The 16,893-nt window shown below is 59.6% G+C and carries 16 protein-coding genes and 2 pseudogenes; 11 read left to right on the top strand and 7 right to left on the bottom strand.

Annotated features, from left to right (window positions below):
- The first annotated feature begins 78 nt into the window (after positions 1 to 78).
- Positions 79 to 834, top strand: coding sequence for a flagellar basal body L-ring protein FlgH (locus BUB62_RS10060; RefSeq protein WP_073109445.1), 756 nt, complete (start codon positions 79 to 81; stop codon positions 832 to 834).
- 267 nt (positions 835 to 1,101) lie between these two features.
- Here BUB62_RS10060 and BUB62_RS10055 read toward each other — a convergent pair whose 3' ends face one another.
- Together BUB62_RS10055 and BUB62_RS10050 are read right to left on the bottom strand one after the other, a co-directional pair.
- Complete coding sequence (locus BUB62_RS10055) at positions 1,102 to 3,576, bottom strand: fibronectin type III domain-containing protein (RefSeq protein WP_084538969.1); 2,475 nt, start codon at positions 3,574 to 3,576, stop codon at positions 1,102 to 1,104.
- Positions 3,577 to 3,795: 219 nt separating this feature from the next.
- A complete protein-coding gene (locus tag BUB62_RS10050) occupies positions 3,796 to 4,362 on the bottom strand; it encodes a hypothetical protein (protein ID WP_073109441.1) in 567 nt (188 codons plus the stop codon).
- 57 nt (positions 4,363 to 4,419) lie between these two features.
- On the opposite strand from BUB62_RS10050, the gene BUB62_RS19310 reads away from it, so the two are divergent.
- Positions 4,420 to 4,560, top strand: a complete 141-nt coding sequence (locus BUB62_RS19310) for a hypothetical protein (RefSeq protein ID WP_159437440.1) — start codon at positions 4,420 to 4,422, stop codon at positions 4,558 to 4,560.
- A gap of 168 nt (positions 4,561 to 4,728) precedes the next feature.
- Here BUB62_RS19310 and BUB62_RS19005 read toward each other — a convergent pair.
- The 4 genes and pseudogenes from BUB62_RS19005 to sucD all read right to left on the bottom strand — a co-directional run.
- Positions 4,729 to 4,827 (bottom strand): annotated as a pseudogene (locus BUB62_RS19005) (succinate--CoA ligase subunit alpha); the annotation flags it as partial.
- A gap of 30 nt (positions 4,828 to 4,857) precedes the next feature.
- Positions 4,858 to 5,655 carry a GNAT family protein gene (locus tag BUB62_RS19000; protein ID WP_143164104.1) on the bottom strand — a complete coding sequence of 266 codons (798 nt, stop codon included), beginning with the start codon at positions 5,653 to 5,655 and terminating at the stop codon, positions 4,858 to 4,860.
- Between the two features lie 127 nt (positions 5,656 to 5,782).
- Entirely contained in the window at positions 5,783 to 6,751 is a 969-nt protein-coding gene (locus tag BUB62_RS10045) for a glycosyltransferase family 2 protein (protein ID WP_073109715.1), read from the bottom strand.
- A 90-nt stretch (positions 6,752 to 6,841) separates the two neighbouring features.
- Positions 6,842 to 7,723: a succinate--CoA ligase subunit alpha gene (sucD, locus tag BUB62_RS10040; protein WP_073109438.1), complete on the bottom strand. Its 882-nt coding sequence runs from the start codon at positions 7,721 to 7,723 to the stop codon at positions 6,842 to 6,844.
- Between the two features lie 391 nt (positions 7,724 to 8,114).
- Here sucD and BUB62_RS10035 point away from each other — a divergent pair.
- Both BUB62_RS10035 and BUB62_RS10030 read left to right on the top strand, forming a co-directional pair.
- A pseudogene (locus tag BUB62_RS10035) lies at positions 8,115 to 9,089 on the top strand (PLP-dependent cysteine synthase family protein); the annotation flags it as partial.
- 59 nt (positions 9,090 to 9,148) lie between these two features.
- Positions 9,149 to 9,571: a response regulator gene (locus BUB62_RS10030; RefSeq protein WP_073109433.1), complete on the top strand. Its 423-nt coding sequence runs from the start codon at positions 9,149 to 9,151 to the stop codon at positions 9,569 to 9,571.
- 256 nt (positions 9,572 to 9,827) lie between these two features.
- Here the strand turns inward: BUB62_RS10030 and ade are convergent, their stop codons facing one another.
- Positions 9,828 to 11,480 carry an adenine deaminase gene (ade, locus tag BUB62_RS10025; protein ID WP_073109431.1) on the bottom strand — a complete coding sequence of 551 codons (1,653 nt, stop codon included), beginning with the start codon at positions 11,478 to 11,480 and terminating at the stop codon, positions 9,828 to 9,830.
- Positions 11,481 to 11,781: 301 nt separating this feature from the next.
- On the opposite strand from ade, the gene BUB62_RS10020 reads away from it, so the two are divergent.
- The 7 genes from BUB62_RS10020 (at position 11,782) to BUB62_RS09990 (ending at position 16,882) form a co-directional block, all read left to right on the top strand.
- Entirely contained in the window at positions 11,782 to 12,471 is a 690-nt protein-coding gene (locus BUB62_RS10020) for a hypothetical protein (protein WP_073109428.1), read from the top strand.
- 14 nt (positions 12,472 to 12,485) lie between these two features.
- Entirely contained in the window at positions 12,486 to 12,878 is a 393-nt protein-coding gene (locus BUB62_RS10015; protein ID WP_073109426.1) for a hypothetical protein, read from the top strand.
- Between the two features lie 38 nt (positions 12,879 to 12,916).
- Positions 12,917 to 13,642 carry a (d)CMP kinase gene (cmk, locus tag BUB62_RS10010; protein WP_073109424.1) on the top strand — a complete coding sequence of 242 codons (726 nt, stop codon included), beginning with the start codon at positions 12,917 to 12,919 and terminating at the stop codon, positions 13,640 to 13,642.
- A gap of 57 nt (positions 13,643 to 13,699) precedes the next feature.
- Positions 13,700 to 14,581 carry a 4-hydroxy-3-methylbut-2-enyl diphosphate reductase gene (locus tag BUB62_RS10005; protein ID WP_073109421.1) on the top strand — a complete coding sequence of 294 codons (882 nt, stop codon included), beginning with the start codon at positions 13,700 to 13,702 and terminating at the stop codon, positions 14,579 to 14,581.
- A gap of 89 nt (positions 14,582 to 14,670) precedes the next feature.
- Complete coding sequence (locus tag BUB62_RS10000; RefSeq protein WP_073109712.1) at positions 14,671 to 15,228, top strand: DUF502 domain-containing protein; 558 nt, start codon at positions 14,671 to 14,673, stop codon at positions 15,226 to 15,228.
- Positions 15,229 to 15,464: 236 nt separating this feature from the next.
- Entirely contained in the window at positions 15,465 to 16,262 is a 798-nt protein-coding gene (locus BUB62_RS09995; protein ID WP_159437439.1) for an alpha/beta fold hydrolase, read from the top strand.
- Between the two features lie 311 nt (positions 16,263 to 16,573).
- On the top strand, positions 16,574 to 16,882 hold the full coding sequence (locus BUB62_RS09990) for a 2TM domain-containing protein (protein ID WP_073109417.1): 309 nt from the start codon (positions 16,574 to 16,576) through the stop codon (positions 16,880 to 16,882).
- The last annotated feature ends 11 nt before the right edge of the window (positions 16,883 to 16,893 follow it).

Below are 16,893 nucleotides of genomic sequence, written 5' to 3'. Positions count from 1 at the left end.
GCCGGCTTACGCGGGCGGCTGTCCACTAAAACGGTTCTGCTTTCGTTTTGCCCCTACACTTTTCCCCGGCTGCTGCCTATGCGAGTTCTGGTTCGCCTTGTTCTGCTTCCTTTTTTGCCGGCGCTGGCGGGCTGCGCGTCGCTGTATTTTCCGCCGCCGCCCCAGGCCCCGCTGCTCACTCAGAAGGGCGAGTTCAGCGGCGGCCTGCACACCAATTTCAGCAGCAATACGGCCCTGCAGGGCGCCTACGCCCTCGGCGACCATGTGGGCGTGCTGGGCAGCGCCTCGTTTCTACACTCCAATAAAAAGCAGTCCTTCTTCGGCAAGAAAACCAACCGCGAGTTCGTTGACCACGACTTTGGCGAGCTGGGCATGGGCTACTTCACCCGGCTGAAGGACCAGCGCGTTATCGAGTTCTATGGCGGCTACGGCCTGGGCCACACCAAGCGCACCGAAAGCAGCGAAAACGTGACCACCCAAACGCTGGAAGGCAACCTGGAAAAGTATTTCTTCCAGGTAAACTACAGCAAGAAGGAAAGCAAAACTCTGCACCTGTTCGGCCGCGACTTCCCCATGTCGTATGGCGCGGCCATGCGGGCCAGTTACGTGCAGCTCTACAATTTCACCCTCAACGGCCAGCCCCACGCCCCGGAAAGCAACATCTTTTTCGAGCCCATTACCTTCACCCGCATTCAGGCCCTGGGACCCATTCAGCTGCAGTTCATCAGCGGCAGCAATTTCGGCCTGCGCCATCGCAAGTATCTGAAAGCCGCCAACTCAGTATTCCAGTTCGGCATTGTGGTGAACCTGGGCGGGCAGGAGGGCAGGCGGTAAGGGGGAAGGCCAAAGCTAGACACCAGAACGGGGTCATGCTGAGCTTGTCGAAGCATCTCTCCCGCTTCGTTGCAACCTCACCCCCGACCCCTCTCCATAAGAGAGGGGAGCCGGACGAAGCGGGCGAGATGCTTCGACAGGCTCAGCATGACCTAGTTCTTTTAGTTCTCTAAAAGCCCCTACACAAAGAAAGCCCCGACGCATGTCGGGGCTTTCTTTGTGTAAAGCAGCGGCCCACCGAAAAAGAGCCGCGCCGCGTTTAGGCGCTTATTCCAGTACCACCTTGCGCGACAGCACGCTGCCGTTGGCCTCCACCTGCACGGTGTAGAGGCCGGCGGCCAGCCCGCGGGTGCTCAGGGTCAGCTCCGCGTTCTGGGCGGAAAGCGGCTGCTGCCGGATCAGCTGGCCCATCGTATTCAGCAGGCGCACCTGGCCGCTGGTGCCCTGGGGCAGGCGCACCGTGAGCTGGCCCGTGTGGCTGGGCGACGGGAACACCGACCACTCGGGCGCGGTGATGGCAGCGGCCGCGCCGGTGGTCACACTGGTGTTGGTGGCGCAGATGCTGAACAGGCCCAGCGCATCATTGGGCTGGTAGGTGTGCACGCGCACGTAGTAGGTGGTTGAAGGTGTCAGGCTGGTCAGGTCAAGGGCGGGGGCTGCCACGTTGGAAGTATTGCCCACGCAGCGGATGTTGATAAATGGCCCGCTGCAGGTGCCCGATGTGCTGCGCATGCCCTGCACGATGCTGGCCGCGCCGCCACTCACCAGGATTCGGACGGCCGTGCTGGTCGGCCCCGTAGCGGCGGTCGTGATGCTATACCACACGTCGCGCGGCGAGATATTGGCCCCGAAGCAGGCGCTGGCCGATACGGCCGGGTTAGCCACGGTAGCGCCGTAGCTGCTGGCCGCTATGGCCCGGCAAGCCGTTGGGTTCACCGTCAGGACCTGAGCCGTGCACGGCTCGTCGTTAGACGGCACGGTGGTGAAGGCAATCGGGCCCACGTTCGGGCTCAGGCCGGTGCCGGTGCAGTTCTGCTGCACGTAGAACTGGTAGAGCGTGGCCGGGGTCAGGTTCGTCAGCGAAACCGGCGAAGTGGCGTTGGTGATGGTCGTGCCGCCGGTGGCGGGGTTGAAGCCGTCGGGGCCATAGATGAGCGTGACCGGGCCGGTTCCATTGGCCGTGAACGACAGCGTGGCGGTGGTGCTGGTGATGGCCGTAGCGGTGAGGCCGCTCGGGGCCGGGCAGGCCGAAGGAGCCGCGATGGTGATGGTGAAGTCCTTGGTTTCGCCCAGGCCAAACGTAGTGCAGGCATCGCCGGAGCCATTGTTGGAGCCCGAGGAGCGGCTGCGCAGGCGCATGGTGGTAGTGCCCAGCAGGGCCGTGGCCTGAATGGGCACGTTTACGGTGCTCGGCACGCCGCCCGTGGCGCTGGTGGTCACCTGCGTCCACTCCGAGGCATCGAACACAAAATCTTGGTTAAAGTCAATCCAGACCGAAACGCTGGTGCTGCCGGCGGCGCTCACGCTGAGCGGGTAGGTGCTGCCGCGCTGTACGGTGCCGGTGTTGCTGCCCGTGGCCGGATAGCTGGTGTAGGCGTTGCCGCCCGTCACGGTGCAGGTCAGGCCGGTGGCGTTCAGGCTGGTGCCCTGCACATTCACGGCCGTGAAGCCATTGGTGCCGCAGCTGCCGCCCAGCGTGCTCACGCAGTAGCCCGAAAGCGTGGTGAAGGAAGCCGTGGCCGCCGCCGAAGTCTGGCTGCCGCAGCTGGCCGTCACCGATACGCTGTAGGCGCTGCCCGTCTGCAAACCCGTGAGGATGGTAGAAGTAGCCGGCGCAGTCACATTCACCGTCTGCGCCGCGCCGCCGGTGCGCTGATACGTGACGGTATAGCCAGTGGTATTCACGCGGCCCTGAAAGCTGATCTGAGCCGAGTTGGCGCTGATGTTGCTGACGGTGAGGCTGGTGGGCGGCTCGCAGGTGCTCGTGGTGGGCGGGGCGAAGGTGTACGTCTGGCCCGCCGCGGGCATCGTGACGATGTTGGTGGTTTCGGTGGTGCTGCTGGCCGTGGGAGACGCCGAGAGGTTGTTCAGGCTCAGAAATGGCGACGGCGTGGTGCCGGAAACGCTGCCGGCCAGCCCGACGGAGGCCCCCAGGCTGGGGCCGGCCGCCGGCGCGGCGGCAGTAGGCTGGTAGATATACTCCACGCGGTTGGAGCCCTCATACAGCTTCACCTGGAAGGAAAGGCTGGGACTACCGGCCTGGAAGCTCCATTTCCAGTCTTTCCACTCGAAGGTGAACACGCGGTTCGGGGCCGTGCCACTGGTTTCGTAACTGGCCCGCGAGGTAGCCGCGTCGCCCGAAAGGTCGTCCCAGAGCGGGGCCAGCAGGGGCTTTTCGGAAGCGCCCGCCGTGGTAGCCAGCGTGTTGCCCACGTTGTAGGTAGCGCTGGGGTTAAACGACAGAAAGCCGTTGGAGCAGGCTTTCACGCTCGTATAGGTCATGCCATCGAACACGAACGTGAAGCCCAGCGGCAGCATCGTAGGCGAGACGGCATCGTCGGTGCGCAGCGCCGCTACGTTGGTGGCCGTGGCGGGCAGCGGCACGAACGTGCCGGCCGAAGGCGCAAAGGTGTAGGCCGAAATCTGGGCCTGCACCGGGCCAGCCAGCAGCCAGCCGCCCAGCAGCGGCAGCACCGCCCGCGACACGCGTTGGCAGGAGCGAGTGAGTAAAGAAGGAAGCATAGGCGGAAAAAGGTGGAAAAGGTGGAAAGGAAACGGGTACGTAAAAATACAATTTCCTTTCGATCTGTGCCGCCTTCTTCCTCAAATGCCGTCTTGTCTGAAATAGGTCGGCTCCAGTGCCTCCAACGCGCCCCCGGCGGCGCGGATACGCCGGCTTTTTGGGCTGCTTCCTGCCCGAGGCAGAAGCGCCCGTTTCATCTGCTGCTATTGGCCCCGTGCCTAGTTTTCCAGTTCCAGCAGTACCACCGTATCAAAAGCCTGCACGGAGCGGCCCTGAAAAGCGTGGACTCCTTCGCGCTTGTAAGGAAAATGCGGGGCCCAGCGCATCCAGGTATTGGCCACGTAGCCGGCCGGACTCTGGCGCAGCTTGGGAAACTCGTCGTAGGGAGTCCAGATAGTCGTTGTGTCAGTTCCTCTGCGAGTCAGAATGTATGGTTTTGCAACTGTAGTGCCGTCCTTTTTCGTTTTGCGGCGCTGCACGAAGCGGTGTTTTAAAAAGACCTCATCCGCTAGAGTGGTCATTCCTTCAATGACCACATACACGCCGGCCTTCGGTAGCTGAAGCTGCTCCGGCCGCAAATTGAGGCGCAGTTGAGTCCGGCGCTTCGGGATAGAATCGGGTGGGGAGATGAGCAGCGGCCGCGCCGCCAGGGCCGGGCCCAGCAGTTCGGTCCCTCGCCCGGCCGCGTGCAGGCTGATCTGCAGGCGGCCGGCCGTGAAGCGCCGGTGCAGCGGTATGGTCAGCGCCTTGAGCGTGTATTCTCTGGCTGTATCAGGCGAAGCCAACCAGATTACGCAACGCACGCCAGGAGTCAGTGGCCGGACCCCGGAAATATATTTTCCATGGAAAGTGCCAATTATCTGGGTGCTGACCCGACCATGAACAGCTACTTCCGGCAGGGCCACCACCCGGGGCGCAGGCCCCGGCGCTTGCTGCGCCTGGCTCCTCAACGACAGCAGCAGGCCCAGGACGAAAGAAGATAAATGTCTCATCAGAGGTAGAGTGGAAATAAAGCAACCCAGAAAATTGAAAGAGCGCCTGGAAGCGGTTTAAATCAGCGCCGGGCAATAGCGGGCCGAAATAGCAACTTAAAAAGGCGACCCCCACCATCGGGAGCCGCCTTTCAAAAGAGTAGCGCAAAAGCGTTGGAATCACTTGCCGCCCAGCACGCGCAGCATGGTTTCGCCAATCTCGGCGGGCGAATCCACTACGTGGATGCCGCACTCGCGCATGATAGCCATTTTGGTCACAAACATGTCATTGCTAATCTAGATATGTAATTAGGAAACTCCCGAATCAGGTAAGGAGGAGGGCTGTATGGTAGGAACTGAGACACTTGATGTCTGCTTTTGAAGCAAGGCATTGATGTGTACTGTCACGTAAGAGCGGGATGGGAACAAACCCATACGCGCCCAGGCTCGCTGCACACCATGGTTCTGAATTTGAGTAGTGGCTCGTACTTTTTTCAGACCTCGGTCCCACATATATTGCTTAGTATGATTAAGTAGGTCTACGTATATATTTTTTGCTGCAATATTTGGGCGCGCTCCAAATATAATTCCCTCTCCGTAAGTGGAATGTACTTGGTTAGTCGTGTAGGCAACAGCTTGGCCATCGAGATAAAATAGAAAGCAGATTCGCTCGTCGCTGGGCTCTAAGCAGCTAAGTGCCCATTCTTTGTATCCTGCAAGCACTAACTCAGGGTCAAACAAAGGGTTGCTATTGTAATGAGAGCGGTAGTCTTTGAAACTAAGGTTAATTAATTCATCCAGCACTTCTGTATCAGCGAAGGTGGCACGGTGTATCTCGAGGCGAGTGTTTCGAAGCGGTTGGGCTGGATATTCTCGCAGGTCACCGTCAAATGAAACTAGCGTGTCGGCTACTACCACAGGAAACGGAAGCATGCTTAACTGATGCAACTGATGTTGCTGACTCGTAGGTAACCGGAAGATAGCAACATCTGCTTTCTCTTCTACGATGGTGCGAAGTACTTCATAAGGTTCTAGTTTAGTGAAGGAGCCACGAAGAATGCGTAGATTAAATCGAGAGCTCTCTAAGGGGCTGTATTCTAGGGACATGCAGAGGAAAAAAAGAGCAGAAAAAGAAATAAGTTTATTTGCAAAGCACAAGTATATATGTTTCTAGTCATAAATCAAACTACTGGTAAGTAAAAAGAATACTATTAATTCCTATCTTTTATATCATCTATTTTGAAGTGTTGGCACCGGTTTCTTCTCGTATTATGTAAAGCGGCCTATTCTTAACTCCATCGAATGTTCGACTAACATACAAGCCAACCAGACCCATTGCGCCCAATAGCAGCCCTCCCAACAGCCATATGCTAAGCAGCGTAAACTTCATTAGCCACAAAGTAGAGTTGCTAGTACCAAACACTTGCCCATATAATAGCCCAGTTGTACCCAACAGCGCTCCTACCACAATGACTCCGCCCAACTTTACCAACAGACGGAGAGGCTTGTCACTGTATGATAAGATAACCATGAAAGCTAACCGTAACAACTGGCCGAAGCTATAGCTACTCTGGCCTCGCTCACGGGCCGCATGCTGCACATTTAGGCTTCCTTGCCGAAAGCCCAGCCATCGTACCTGTAGAGGAAAAGCCCGAATTGGTTCGCGGAGCAACTGTAAAGCGACCACTACCCGGTGGTGAAAGATCCCAAAGTTGCCTGTAGTTGGGTCATGTTGTGGCCCTCCGAGCCAAGCCAACGCGCGGTGAAAAACTCTACCGGTCAGTTGTTTGGTAGCTGTATCCTGCCGATTAACGCGCCGGCCGAAAACTATATCCAACTCGTGAGACTGGGCGTAAGCGTACAGATTCGGTATTTCCTCGGGGACATCCTGCAGGTCACAGTCCATTACTACTACCCACTCACCCACAGCCCGGTCCAAACCTGCGGTAATAGCTGCGTGCTGTCCGAAGTTACGGCTCAGATTCAATCCCAGCACTTGCGAATCGGTAGCAGCTAACGACTCTATCACTGTCCAACTCCCGTCAGGGCTATTATCGTTTACAAGAATAAGCTGGTAGTTACTCGTCAAATTGGCAAGGGCTGTAGTAAGCCGTTGATGTAGCGTCGTTAAAGTCCCAACACAGCCGTAAACTGGTATTACAACCGATATATGAGGCAAGCTATTGGTGGGTGAGCTGCACATTGGCAAGATATTCATTGGGCTATTAGCAAAAAGAGCCCCGTCTAGGTGGCGGGGCTCTTTTTCGGAAAGCTAAAAATAAACGCGTTGGAATTACTTGCCGCCTAGCACGCGCAGCATGGTTTCGCCAATCTCGGCGGGCGAATCCACTACGTGGATGCCGCACTCGCGCATAATGGCCATTTTGGCTGCCGCCGTGTCGTCGGCACCACCTACGATGGCACCGGCGTGGCCCATGCGGCGGCCGGGAGGGGCCGTCTGACCAGCGATGAAGCCGACAACGGGCTTCTTGTTGCCGGTTTCCTTGATCCAGCGGGCTGCTTCGGCTTCCATGCCGCCGCCGATTTCACCGATCATTACAATGCCCTCGGTTTCGGGGTCGTTCATGAGCAGCTCCACGGCTTCCTTGGTGGTCGTCCCGATGATAGGGTCGCCGCCGATGCCGATGGCCGTGGTCTGGCCCAGGCCGGCTTTGGTGAGCTGGTCTACGGCCTCATACGTCAGCGTGCCCGACTTGGAAACGATGCCGATTTTGCCTTTGGTGAAGATGAAGCCGGGCATGATGCCCACTTTGCACTCGCCGGCAGTCATCACGCCGGGGCAGTTCGGCCCGATCATGCGCACACCTTCGCGGCCTTTCAGGTATTCCTTCACCGCAATCATATCCTTGGTCGGAATGCCTTCGGTGATGGTGATGATGACTTTGATACCGGCATCAGCGGCTTCCATAATGGCATCGGCGGCGAAGGCCGGCGGCACGAAAATGATGCTGGTGTCGGCCCCGGCCTGCTCTACGGCCTCGGCCACGGTGTTGAATACGGGGCGCTCCAGGTGCTGGGTGCCGCCTTTGCCGGGCGTTACGCCGCCCACCACGTTGGTGCCGTACTCAATCATCTGCTGGGCGTGAAACGAGCCTTCGGAGCCCGTAAAACCCTGCACAATCACTTTGGAATCCTTGTTGACCAGAACGCTCATTCGGGGAGAGATTAGAGGATATTATCGGTTTGGGGTGGGAGTCAGTGGGCCTCAGGGGCTACCGGTGTGCAAAAGTAGGGTTTTTTGGGGCGCGGGCAAGGTGCGGCCGAAGCCGCACCCCCGGCCCCTCTCCGAAGGGAGAGGGGAGCCACGGCAGCGCAGACGTTGCGGGGGCGTCGGCTTTTGCCTCCGACCCCGCCCCTGGTGGCGGAGTGTGAAAATGCTCCAGAAGACAAAAGCTAACGGCGGCAAATCCGTCGGCTTTTATTTGTTCGCGCCAACAGGCTCCTCTCTCCCTTCGGAGAGGGGGCGGAAGTGAGGCGCGTGGGGCAGGGCTGAGGCCAAATCCGTATCTTTGCGGTCCTCTTACCCAAACATTACCTTCTCTCTCATGTATCTGAACAACATCGTTGAGGCCATTGGCAACACTCCGCTGGTGAAGCTCAACAAGGTCGCGGACGGCATCAAAGGCACCGTGCTGGCCAAGGTGGAATATTTCAACCCCGGCAACTCGGTGAAGGACCGGATGGCCCTGAAGATGATTGAAGATGCCGAAAAAGCGGGTCTGCTGAAGCCCGGCGGCACCATCATCGAAGGCACCAGCGGCAACACGGGCATGGGCCTGGCGCTGGGTGCCATTGCCAAAGGCTATAAGTGCATCTTCGTTATCAGCGACAAGCAGAGCAAGGAGAAGTGCGACATTCTGCGGGCCGTGGGCGCGCAGGTGGTGGTGTGCCCCGTCGATGTGGCGCCCGAAGATCCGCGCTCTTATTATTCGGTGGCCAAGCGCCTGAGCGAGGAAACACCTAACTCGTTCTATCCCAATCAGTACGACAATATGTCGAACACGGCGGCGCACTACGAGGGCACCGGCCCCGAAATCTGGAAGCAGACCGAGGGAACCATCACGCATTTGGCCTGCGGCGTGGGCACCGGCGGCACCATCTGTGGCACCGCCAAGTATCTGAAAGAGCAGAACCCGAACGTGTTTTCGCTGGGCTTGGATACCTACGGCTCCGTTTTCAAGAAGTATAAGGAGACGGGCATTTTCGACGAGAATGAAATCTATCCTTATAAAACTGAGGGGATTGGAGAGGACATTCTGCCGAAAAATGTTAATTTTGACCTCATCGATTTGTTCATTAAAGTAACTGACCAGGATGCGGCCGTGATGACGCGGCGGCTGGCCAAAGAAGAAGGTCTGTTCGTGGGCTGGTCATGCGGCTCGGCGGTGCATGGCGCTCTGGAATACGCCAAAGAACACCTGAAAGAGGAAGACGTGATGGTCATTATTCTGCCCGACCACGGCACGCGCTACCTCGGCAAAATTTATAACGACGACTGGATGCGCGAGCAGGGCTGGCTCTAGCATTTTCGTCTCCGGCCCCGCAAGGCCATCTTTACGCCTCTTAACTGACCCTGACTATGTCCAAGAAGCTGCGCAACGTGGTGCTGGTGGATGACAACGAAACCACCAGTTTCCTCAACAATCGTCTGCTGAGCCGCCTGGACGTGGCCGACCGGGTATACACGTTCACCCGCGCCGAGCAGGCCTACGATTTTCTGTGGGGCAGTGGCGACAACGAAGGCTCGATGGCCCTGGATGTGCCCCAGCTGGTGTTCGTGGATCTGAAAATGCCCGGCATGGATGGCTTCGAGTTTCTGGAGCAATACAGCCAGCTGCCCGAAACAGTGAAGGAAAAAACCGTGCTGGCCGTACTCACAACCTCCATGCACTCGGCCGATACAGCCCGCGTGGCCAAGTTTGCCGGTGTGGAATACCTGGCCAAGCCGCTGACGGAAGAGAAGATGCAGAAGCTGCTGAAGAAGCGTTTTGTGGAAAACTGAGTTGAATCCTGAGTTTCAGGCAAAAAGCCCGTTGCAAATGCTTGCAGCGGGCTTTCTTGTGTTTTGAGCACTACCAAAACACCTGTCATCCTGAGCAAAGCGAAGGACCTTCTTCACTTAGGTGACGAATGCTTTTCAATGAGCAAAGCCCTTTGCCGCTGCTATGGCAAAAGAGCGTTATGCGTTGAACGGAGGTCGCAGTAAACTATTAGGAAGGTCCTTCGCAAGCTCAGGATGACAGATAAGTAGTTGAAGCTTACACTACCGCGTCCACGAACTGAAACGCTTCGCCGTCGAACAGGCCTTTGTCGCTCAGCTTCAGGCTTGGAATAACGAGCAGAGCCATGAAGGAAAGCGTCATGAAGGGCGCGCCGAGCGGGCTGCCCAGGTGCTTAGCCAGGGCATCGGCGGCGGCGTAGGCTTCGGCCACGTGGTAGCCGGGCTGATCCGACATGAGGCCCGCCACGGGCAGCGGCAGCAGAATTTCCTCGCCGTTAGCGCCCACGGCGGCCAGTCCGCCTTTAGCCTCTATCACCAGGTTCACGGCGCGGGCCAGGCTCGCGTCGTCGCAGCCCACGGCGGTTATGTTGTGCGAATCGTGGCCTACGCTGCTGGCCAATGCTCCCACTTGCAGCCCAAAGCCCTGGATGAAGGCCACGGCCGGCGCGGCTGCCGCGTAGCGGTTTACTACCGTGAGCTTAAGTATATCCTGCGTCACATTGGGCACCACGAGGCCGTTTTCGATGGTAGCCGGCAAATCGTGGCGAGCGGTGATGAGCTGGCCGTCGAAGCACTCGATGACGCGCACGGTAGCCGTGGCGTTTGGTGCTTTTAGCTCGAAATCCTGGGCCGCCACGGGCCGGGCGTGGAAGTTATTGATGACCGGGCAGGGCACCGACGGAATGCGGGTTTCGCCGTTTTCAGCCACCAGCACACCATCGAGGTAGGTCTGGCGCACCCGGAAATCCTGGAGGTTATCTACCACGATGAAGTCGGCGGGGTCGCCTTCGCGCAGCAGGCCCACGGGCAGCTTATAGTGCAGCACCGGGTTCAGGCAGGCCACGCGCAGCACTTTCAGCACGTCTTGGCCCCGACCCACGGCCCGCTGCACCAGCTGGTTGATGTGGCCCAGCACCAGCGTATCGGGGTGCTTGTCGTCGGAGCAGAACATCAGATGTTCATAGTGCTCGGGCAGCAGGTCGATGAGGGCGTCGAAGTTGCGGGCCGCGGAGCCTTCCCGGATCAGGATTTGCATGCCCACGGCCAGCTTGTCGAGGGCTTCTTCGGCCGTGAAGCACTCGTGGTCGGTGCTGATGCCAGCTTCGGCGTAGCGCCGGGCATCGGCGCCGCGCAGGCCGGGGGCGTGACCATCTACGGGGCGGCCGTAACGCTGGGCCAGGGCAATTTTCTCCATCACTTCTGCGTCGCGGTGCAGCACGCCGGGCCAGTTCATCATCTCGGCCAAGTAGCCGATGGTCGGGTTTTGAAACAGCTGCTCGATATCCTGGGCCGAAATGGTGGCCCCGGCGGTTTCAAACGGGGTGGCCGGCACGCACGAGGGCGCCCCAAAGCAGAACTTAAACGGCACGCTCCGGCCGCTTTCCAGCATGTACTCCACGCCCGCCACGCCCAGCACGTTCCCAATTTCGTGCGGATCGGACACGGTAGCCACGGTGCCGTGCGTCACGGCCAGCCGGGCAAACTCGGCGGGCACCAGCAACGAGCTTTCCACGTGCACGTGCGCATCCACGAAGCCGGGCAGGGCGTAGGGCAGGGTGGGGTCGGGGGCGGTGGTTTTATCAAGCTCGACCGTACGAATCCGGCCCGCTGCCACGTGGATCGTGCCGGGGGTTATGGTGTTGGCAAACAGATTGATAACATTGGCGCGCAGGCTGAATTCGGCGGGCATGAGGCAAAGGGAAAGAAGGCGAAAGGTTGAGATTGGTCGGGTGCGAACGGGTAAAGAACCGTATATTTGCCGAAAATCTGAGCCGGTGAGAAAGATTATGACCTTGCTATTGGCCACCCTGATAGCCGGCTCCGGCCTGGCCTCTACGGGCTGTGCGCGGCGGACGGCCCAGCAGAAAAAAACGACTTCCTATAAGCGCAAAGCCAAATTCGGGAAAGCGCCCTGCCCCTGCGACAGCCACTAAGCCCGGCTACCGCTTTTTTTCCTGTTTTCTCTTTCGCTTCGCCTGCTCTGCCCGTTTGTGAACTACTGCCGCGCCGCTGCCTCCGTATTCTGCCCTTGCCTGCTGGCCGCGCTGCTGCTGCTGGCCGGGCGCGGCGTCGGGCAGGGGCGGGCCGCGTTCATCGCGCCGGGCTCTTATGATAAGTACACCCGCGACCCTACGCTGCGCTACGAGCCCGGCAGCCACCCCGGCACCTTCCGCGGCCTCGATGGGCAGTGGCACCCGGTGCAGATAGCCGGCTGGCTCACCGACCGGGTATATATGAATGAAACCGGCGACTACTACCGTGCCTTTTCGCCCGAGGACATGACCGCCTTCGTGGACAGCTACGCCGATACGGTAGTCACCGTGGCCGGGCTGCCGCCGGGTAAGCTGGGCCGCTTTTCGGCGGTTTTTGGGCGGCAGAAGTTCCGCGGGGCCGGCATGCAGCTGGTGGATGTGACCGATGAAGCCCGCTCTTTGCTTGACCTGCTCATCATGCCGCACCGCCTCGTGATTCGCAAAGATGCCGCCGGCTGGCTGCTGGTGCCCCGGCAGAAAGCCGCTTTCCGGCAGTTGATGCTGGTATTGCTGGCCGACGACCCCGCGCTGGTGGCCGAGCTGCGGGCTGGCCGCACGGGCCGCCGCCACCTGCCGCGCCTGCTGGCCCAATACGCCGATACGCGCACCACGCGCTTTCTTCAAACCGCCGCCCAACCGCGCCCCTGACCGACCGTTCGCCTATGGCTCCTGAAAATCCTCTTGCCGCCCTGCGCGCCGCCGCCGAAGCCGTGCGCCACCAGCTGCAGGTAAACAGCTACGATGCCGCCGCCGTGCAGCGGCTCGATGACCTTATCGAAGCCCAGCGCCCCGCCATTACGGATGCCGAGCGCGAGGGTGTGATTAAGGCGCTGGGCTGCTTTCTGGGCCAGTGTATGGTGGAAACGTACCAGGGCACCTGGGCCGCCGGGCCCGATGGCACCACCGGCATCGGCATTCGGGGCGACCATTTTTTCAATCCGTTCTACCGCGTGTCGCAGCAGCTGGCGCAGGGGCCGGCGGAGTCGGTGGCGGCGTTTTTTGCGAGTATTCCTGCCCGGCTGGCCTCGGAGCCCCGGCGTAAAACCTGGATCTAGTGTCTGCTTCGAGCCCTTCTGCGCCCTCCCAGTTTGCTATGAGAAAAATCGTCATTGCCATCGACGGCTACTCTTCGTGCGGCAAGAGCACTACGGCCAAAGCCGTGGCCGCCGAGCTGGGCTACGCCTACATCGACACCGGGGCCATGTACCGGGCCGTGACGCTGTACTTATTGGAGCGCGACATTGCCTTCGACGACTTGCCCCGCATCGAGCAGGCCCTGCACGACATTCACATTGCCTTCAAGCGCAACCGCAAAACCGGCCGCAACGAGCTGTGCCTCGACGGCGTGATTCGGGAGGATGAAATTCGGCAGATGCGCATTTCCAACTCCGTGAGCGAGGTTTCCGTGATTCCGGCCGTGCGCCACACGCTGGTGCGCCAGCAGCAGCGTATGGGCCGCAAGCGCGGCGTGGTGATGGACGGCCGCGACATCGGCACCACCGTGTTTCCCGATGCCGAGGTGAAGGTGTTCATGACCGCCGACGTGCTCACCCGCGCCCAGCGCCGGCAGCAGGAGCTGGCCCTGAAAAATGAGCACTTCGAGCTGGAGGAAATAGCCGAAAACCTGCGCAAGCGCGACTACATCGACTCGACGCGCACCGAAAGCCCATTGCGCCGCGCCCCCGACGCGGTGCTGCTCGACACCACCCACATGGTGATTGACGAGCAGGTCGATTTTGTACTGGAGCGGGTTTCGGCCAGTTTATTTTCGCTGGCGGCGCTGGGCAATGACCAGAATGGCAGTGAGGCGGTTGTATAAGAATCAGGGCGCGAAACTTGCTGTCGGCTTCGCGTTCCGTTTGTTGAGAAAGAGCCCATGAACGTCACTATCGATAAGAATTCCGGCTATTGCTTCGGCGTCGAGTTTGCCATTCAGATGGCAGAAGACGAGCTGGCGCAGGATGAAACCCTGTACTGCCTCGGCGACATTGTGCACAACCGCATGGAAGTGGAGCGCCTGCACGCCCAGGGCCTGCGCATCATTGACCGCGCGCAGCTGGAAACCCTGCACGACTGCAAGGTGCTGATTCGGGCGCACGGCGAGCCGCCGGAAACCTACGCGCTGGCCCTGCGCAACAACATTGAGCTGATTGATGCCTCGTGCCCGGTGGTGCTCAAGCTCCAGAACCGCGTGAAGCACGCCTTCGATGCCAGCCAACGCCAGAATGGCCAGATCGTCATTTATGGGCAGCCCGGCCACGCCGAAGTGGCCGGCCTCACGGGCCAGACCGGCAACCGCGCCATCATTGTGATGACCGAGGCCGACCTGGACCAGATCGACTTCAGCCGGCCCGTCACGCTATTCAGTCAGACCACCAAAAGTACCGCCGGCTTTTACCACATGAAGCAGGTGATAGAGGAGCGCATTGCTGCCGCCGGGGGCGAGCTGGCTTCGTTTGATGCCAACGACAGCATCTGCCGGCAGGTGAGCAACCGCGAGCCGGCCCTGGCCAAATTTGCCGTGCTGCACGATGTCATCATCTTCGTGAGCGGGCGCAAAAGCTCCAACGGCAAAGCCCTGTTCACTGTGGTAAATCAGCACAACTCGCGCAGCTACTTTATTGAAAACGAGGAGGAGCTGCAGGACGAGTGGTTCGAAAACGCTGCCAGCGTGGGCATTTGCGGCGCCACCAGCACGCCCATGTGGCTCATGCAGCGCGTCGCCGACCGCATTGAGCAGGTGCCGGCCGGGGCGTAGCGCCGGCTCCGGGCGTAGGACCGCACCCCCGAATATTCGTTATTTGCCCGGCCGGTTTCGGCCGGGCATTCTTTTTGGCTTTTTCGGTGATGCGCAAGGTTTTCAACTACTTTCTCAGCGGCTTTCTGGTGGTGGCTCCCGCCGGCCTCACGGTCTACATTCTGTTTGCCTTCGTTAGCTGGCTCGATAATCTGTTTGATCTGCAGCTCAATGGCAGCCATATTCCCGGCCTGGGCCTGCTGCTGGTGGCCCTCATGGTGACGATGGTGGGCTTCATCACCAAGTCGTTTATGGTGCGGCCCTTCCTGATTCTGGCCGAGCGGGTGCTGCACCGCACGCCGCTGGTCAGCATCATCTATTCCAGCATCAAAGACCTGTTCGATGCCTTCGTGGGCGACAATCAGAAGTTCAACCGGCCCGTGCTGGTGCGCCTCAATGCCGCCGACCAGTGCTACAAGATGGGCTTCGTGACCCAAAGCTCAATGCCCACCATTCCGCGCGCCGCCCTCATGGCTGTGTACTTTCCGCACTCCTACAATTTCTCCGGCGAGCTGCTGTTGGTGCCCGAAGAAAACGTCACGTTCCTGGAGCTGCCCAGCAGCGAGGTAATGAAGTTCATCGTGTCAGGCGGCGTGTCGAAGCTGTAGGGTAGGGGTTGTCTGATTGGAGCTGTCATCCTGAGCTTGCGGAGGACCTCTTTCGCTTCGTTGTGAAGAAAAGAACGGGTCATGCTGAGCTTGTCGAAGCATCTCTGCCGCTTCGTTGCAATGCCAATCAAACGGCGTGGTAGAGATGCTTCGACAAGCTCAGCATGACAATACTCTGGCAGTAGAGGTCCTTCACTTCGCTCAGTAGAACAGATGACACAACGATGCCCCACCCGATGAAAACCCAGCTCCACTACCGCCGCTACGGCACCGGCCCTCGCGTTATCCTCGCGTTTCACGGCTACGGGCAGAGCGAAAGCCACTGGCGCGGGCTGGCGGCCGGCCTGGGGGCCAACGAAGTCAGCCTCTACGCCTTCGACCTGTTTTACCACGGCCATAGCAAGCTGGCCAAAGCCGATGCGCCGCTAAGCAAAAAGCGGCTGAGCGAGCTTATACAGGCGTTTTTGGCTGAGCACGACATCCCCACGTTCAGCCTGCTGGCCTTCAGCATGGGAGCCAAGTTTGCCCTCACGGCGGCCGAGCAGCTGTCGGAGTGCGTGGAGCGGCTCTGGCTGATTGCGCCCGACGGAATCCGCACCCAGTTCTGGTATTCGCTGGCGACTTATCCGCCCTGGATGCGCGGGGTGCTGGGGCGGGCCGTGCTGCGCCCCCAGCGCCTGCTGCGCTTTATCGACACGCTGGCCCGCCGCCGCCTCGTGGATGCCGGGCTGGTGCGCTTCGCCCAGTGGCAGCTCGACAGCCGCGAAAAGCGCCTGCGCGTGTACCGCAGCTGGGTCGGCTTCCGCCACCTGATCTTTGATTTGCGCAAACTGGCCGCCGCCCTGAACCGCCGCCCCACGCCGGTTACGTTTTTTCTGGGCAAATACGACCGGGTAATCCCCCACGCGGGCCTGCAGGAGTTTATCGGCTCCCTGAAAAACGCCCAAACCATACTGCTGGAAGCCGGCCACGCCGGCCTGATTCAGGAAGTAGCCGCGTATCTGCGGCAGCACCCGGCAAAGATGCGGGAGTAACAGCCTGTCATTGCGAGGACGAAGGACGAAGCAATCCGTCCTCTGAAATGTAGAAAGCCCTATTGACATACAAAGCCCTGACGCACGCATATGTCAGGGCTTTTCTGTTTACAAAGTTTGGCTCATTGTCCGGGACAGCTTGCTTCGTCCTTCGTCCTCGCAATGACAGGCTGCATGGCGCATTTGCCGCCGCTTCATCCTGCCTATTGAACGCTTCACCCGCAAAGGTTGCAGCTTGGGAATATTAGGCTTGGGAAATGTAATAGCTTGCTTTACTTTTAACCATTGCCAACCCCCAAACACCCAACCCCATGGAAGCTGCCAGCACCAACCGCGACCCGGAGCTGTGGCGCACGGCCAAAGCCCGCGCCAAGTTTAAATCGCACCTGTTCACTTATCTCGCCGTCAATACCCTGCTGTGGGTTATCTGGGCCCTTACCAACAGCTACACCGGCTGGCAAGGCCACGGCCGCCACATCAACATTCCCTGGCCCATCTGGCCGACAGTATTCTGGGGCTTCGGGGTGCTGATGAACGGCATTCGGGTGTACAGCAGCTTCGGCAGCCAGCTGTCGGAGCGCGAATATGAGCGCCTGGTGCGCGAGCGGGACGGCCGCTGAGTTTCAAAGAG

The organism is Hymenobacter daecheongensis DSM 21074 (assembly GCF_900141805.1).
In the GTDB taxonomy this organism is placed as follows: Bacteria; Bacteroidota; Bacteroidia; order Cytophagales; family Hymenobacteraceae; genus Hymenobacter; species Hymenobacter daecheongensis.
The sequence above is the reverse complement of the archived record's forward strand: the minus strand, read 5'-3'. Positions and strand labels throughout refer to the sequence as shown.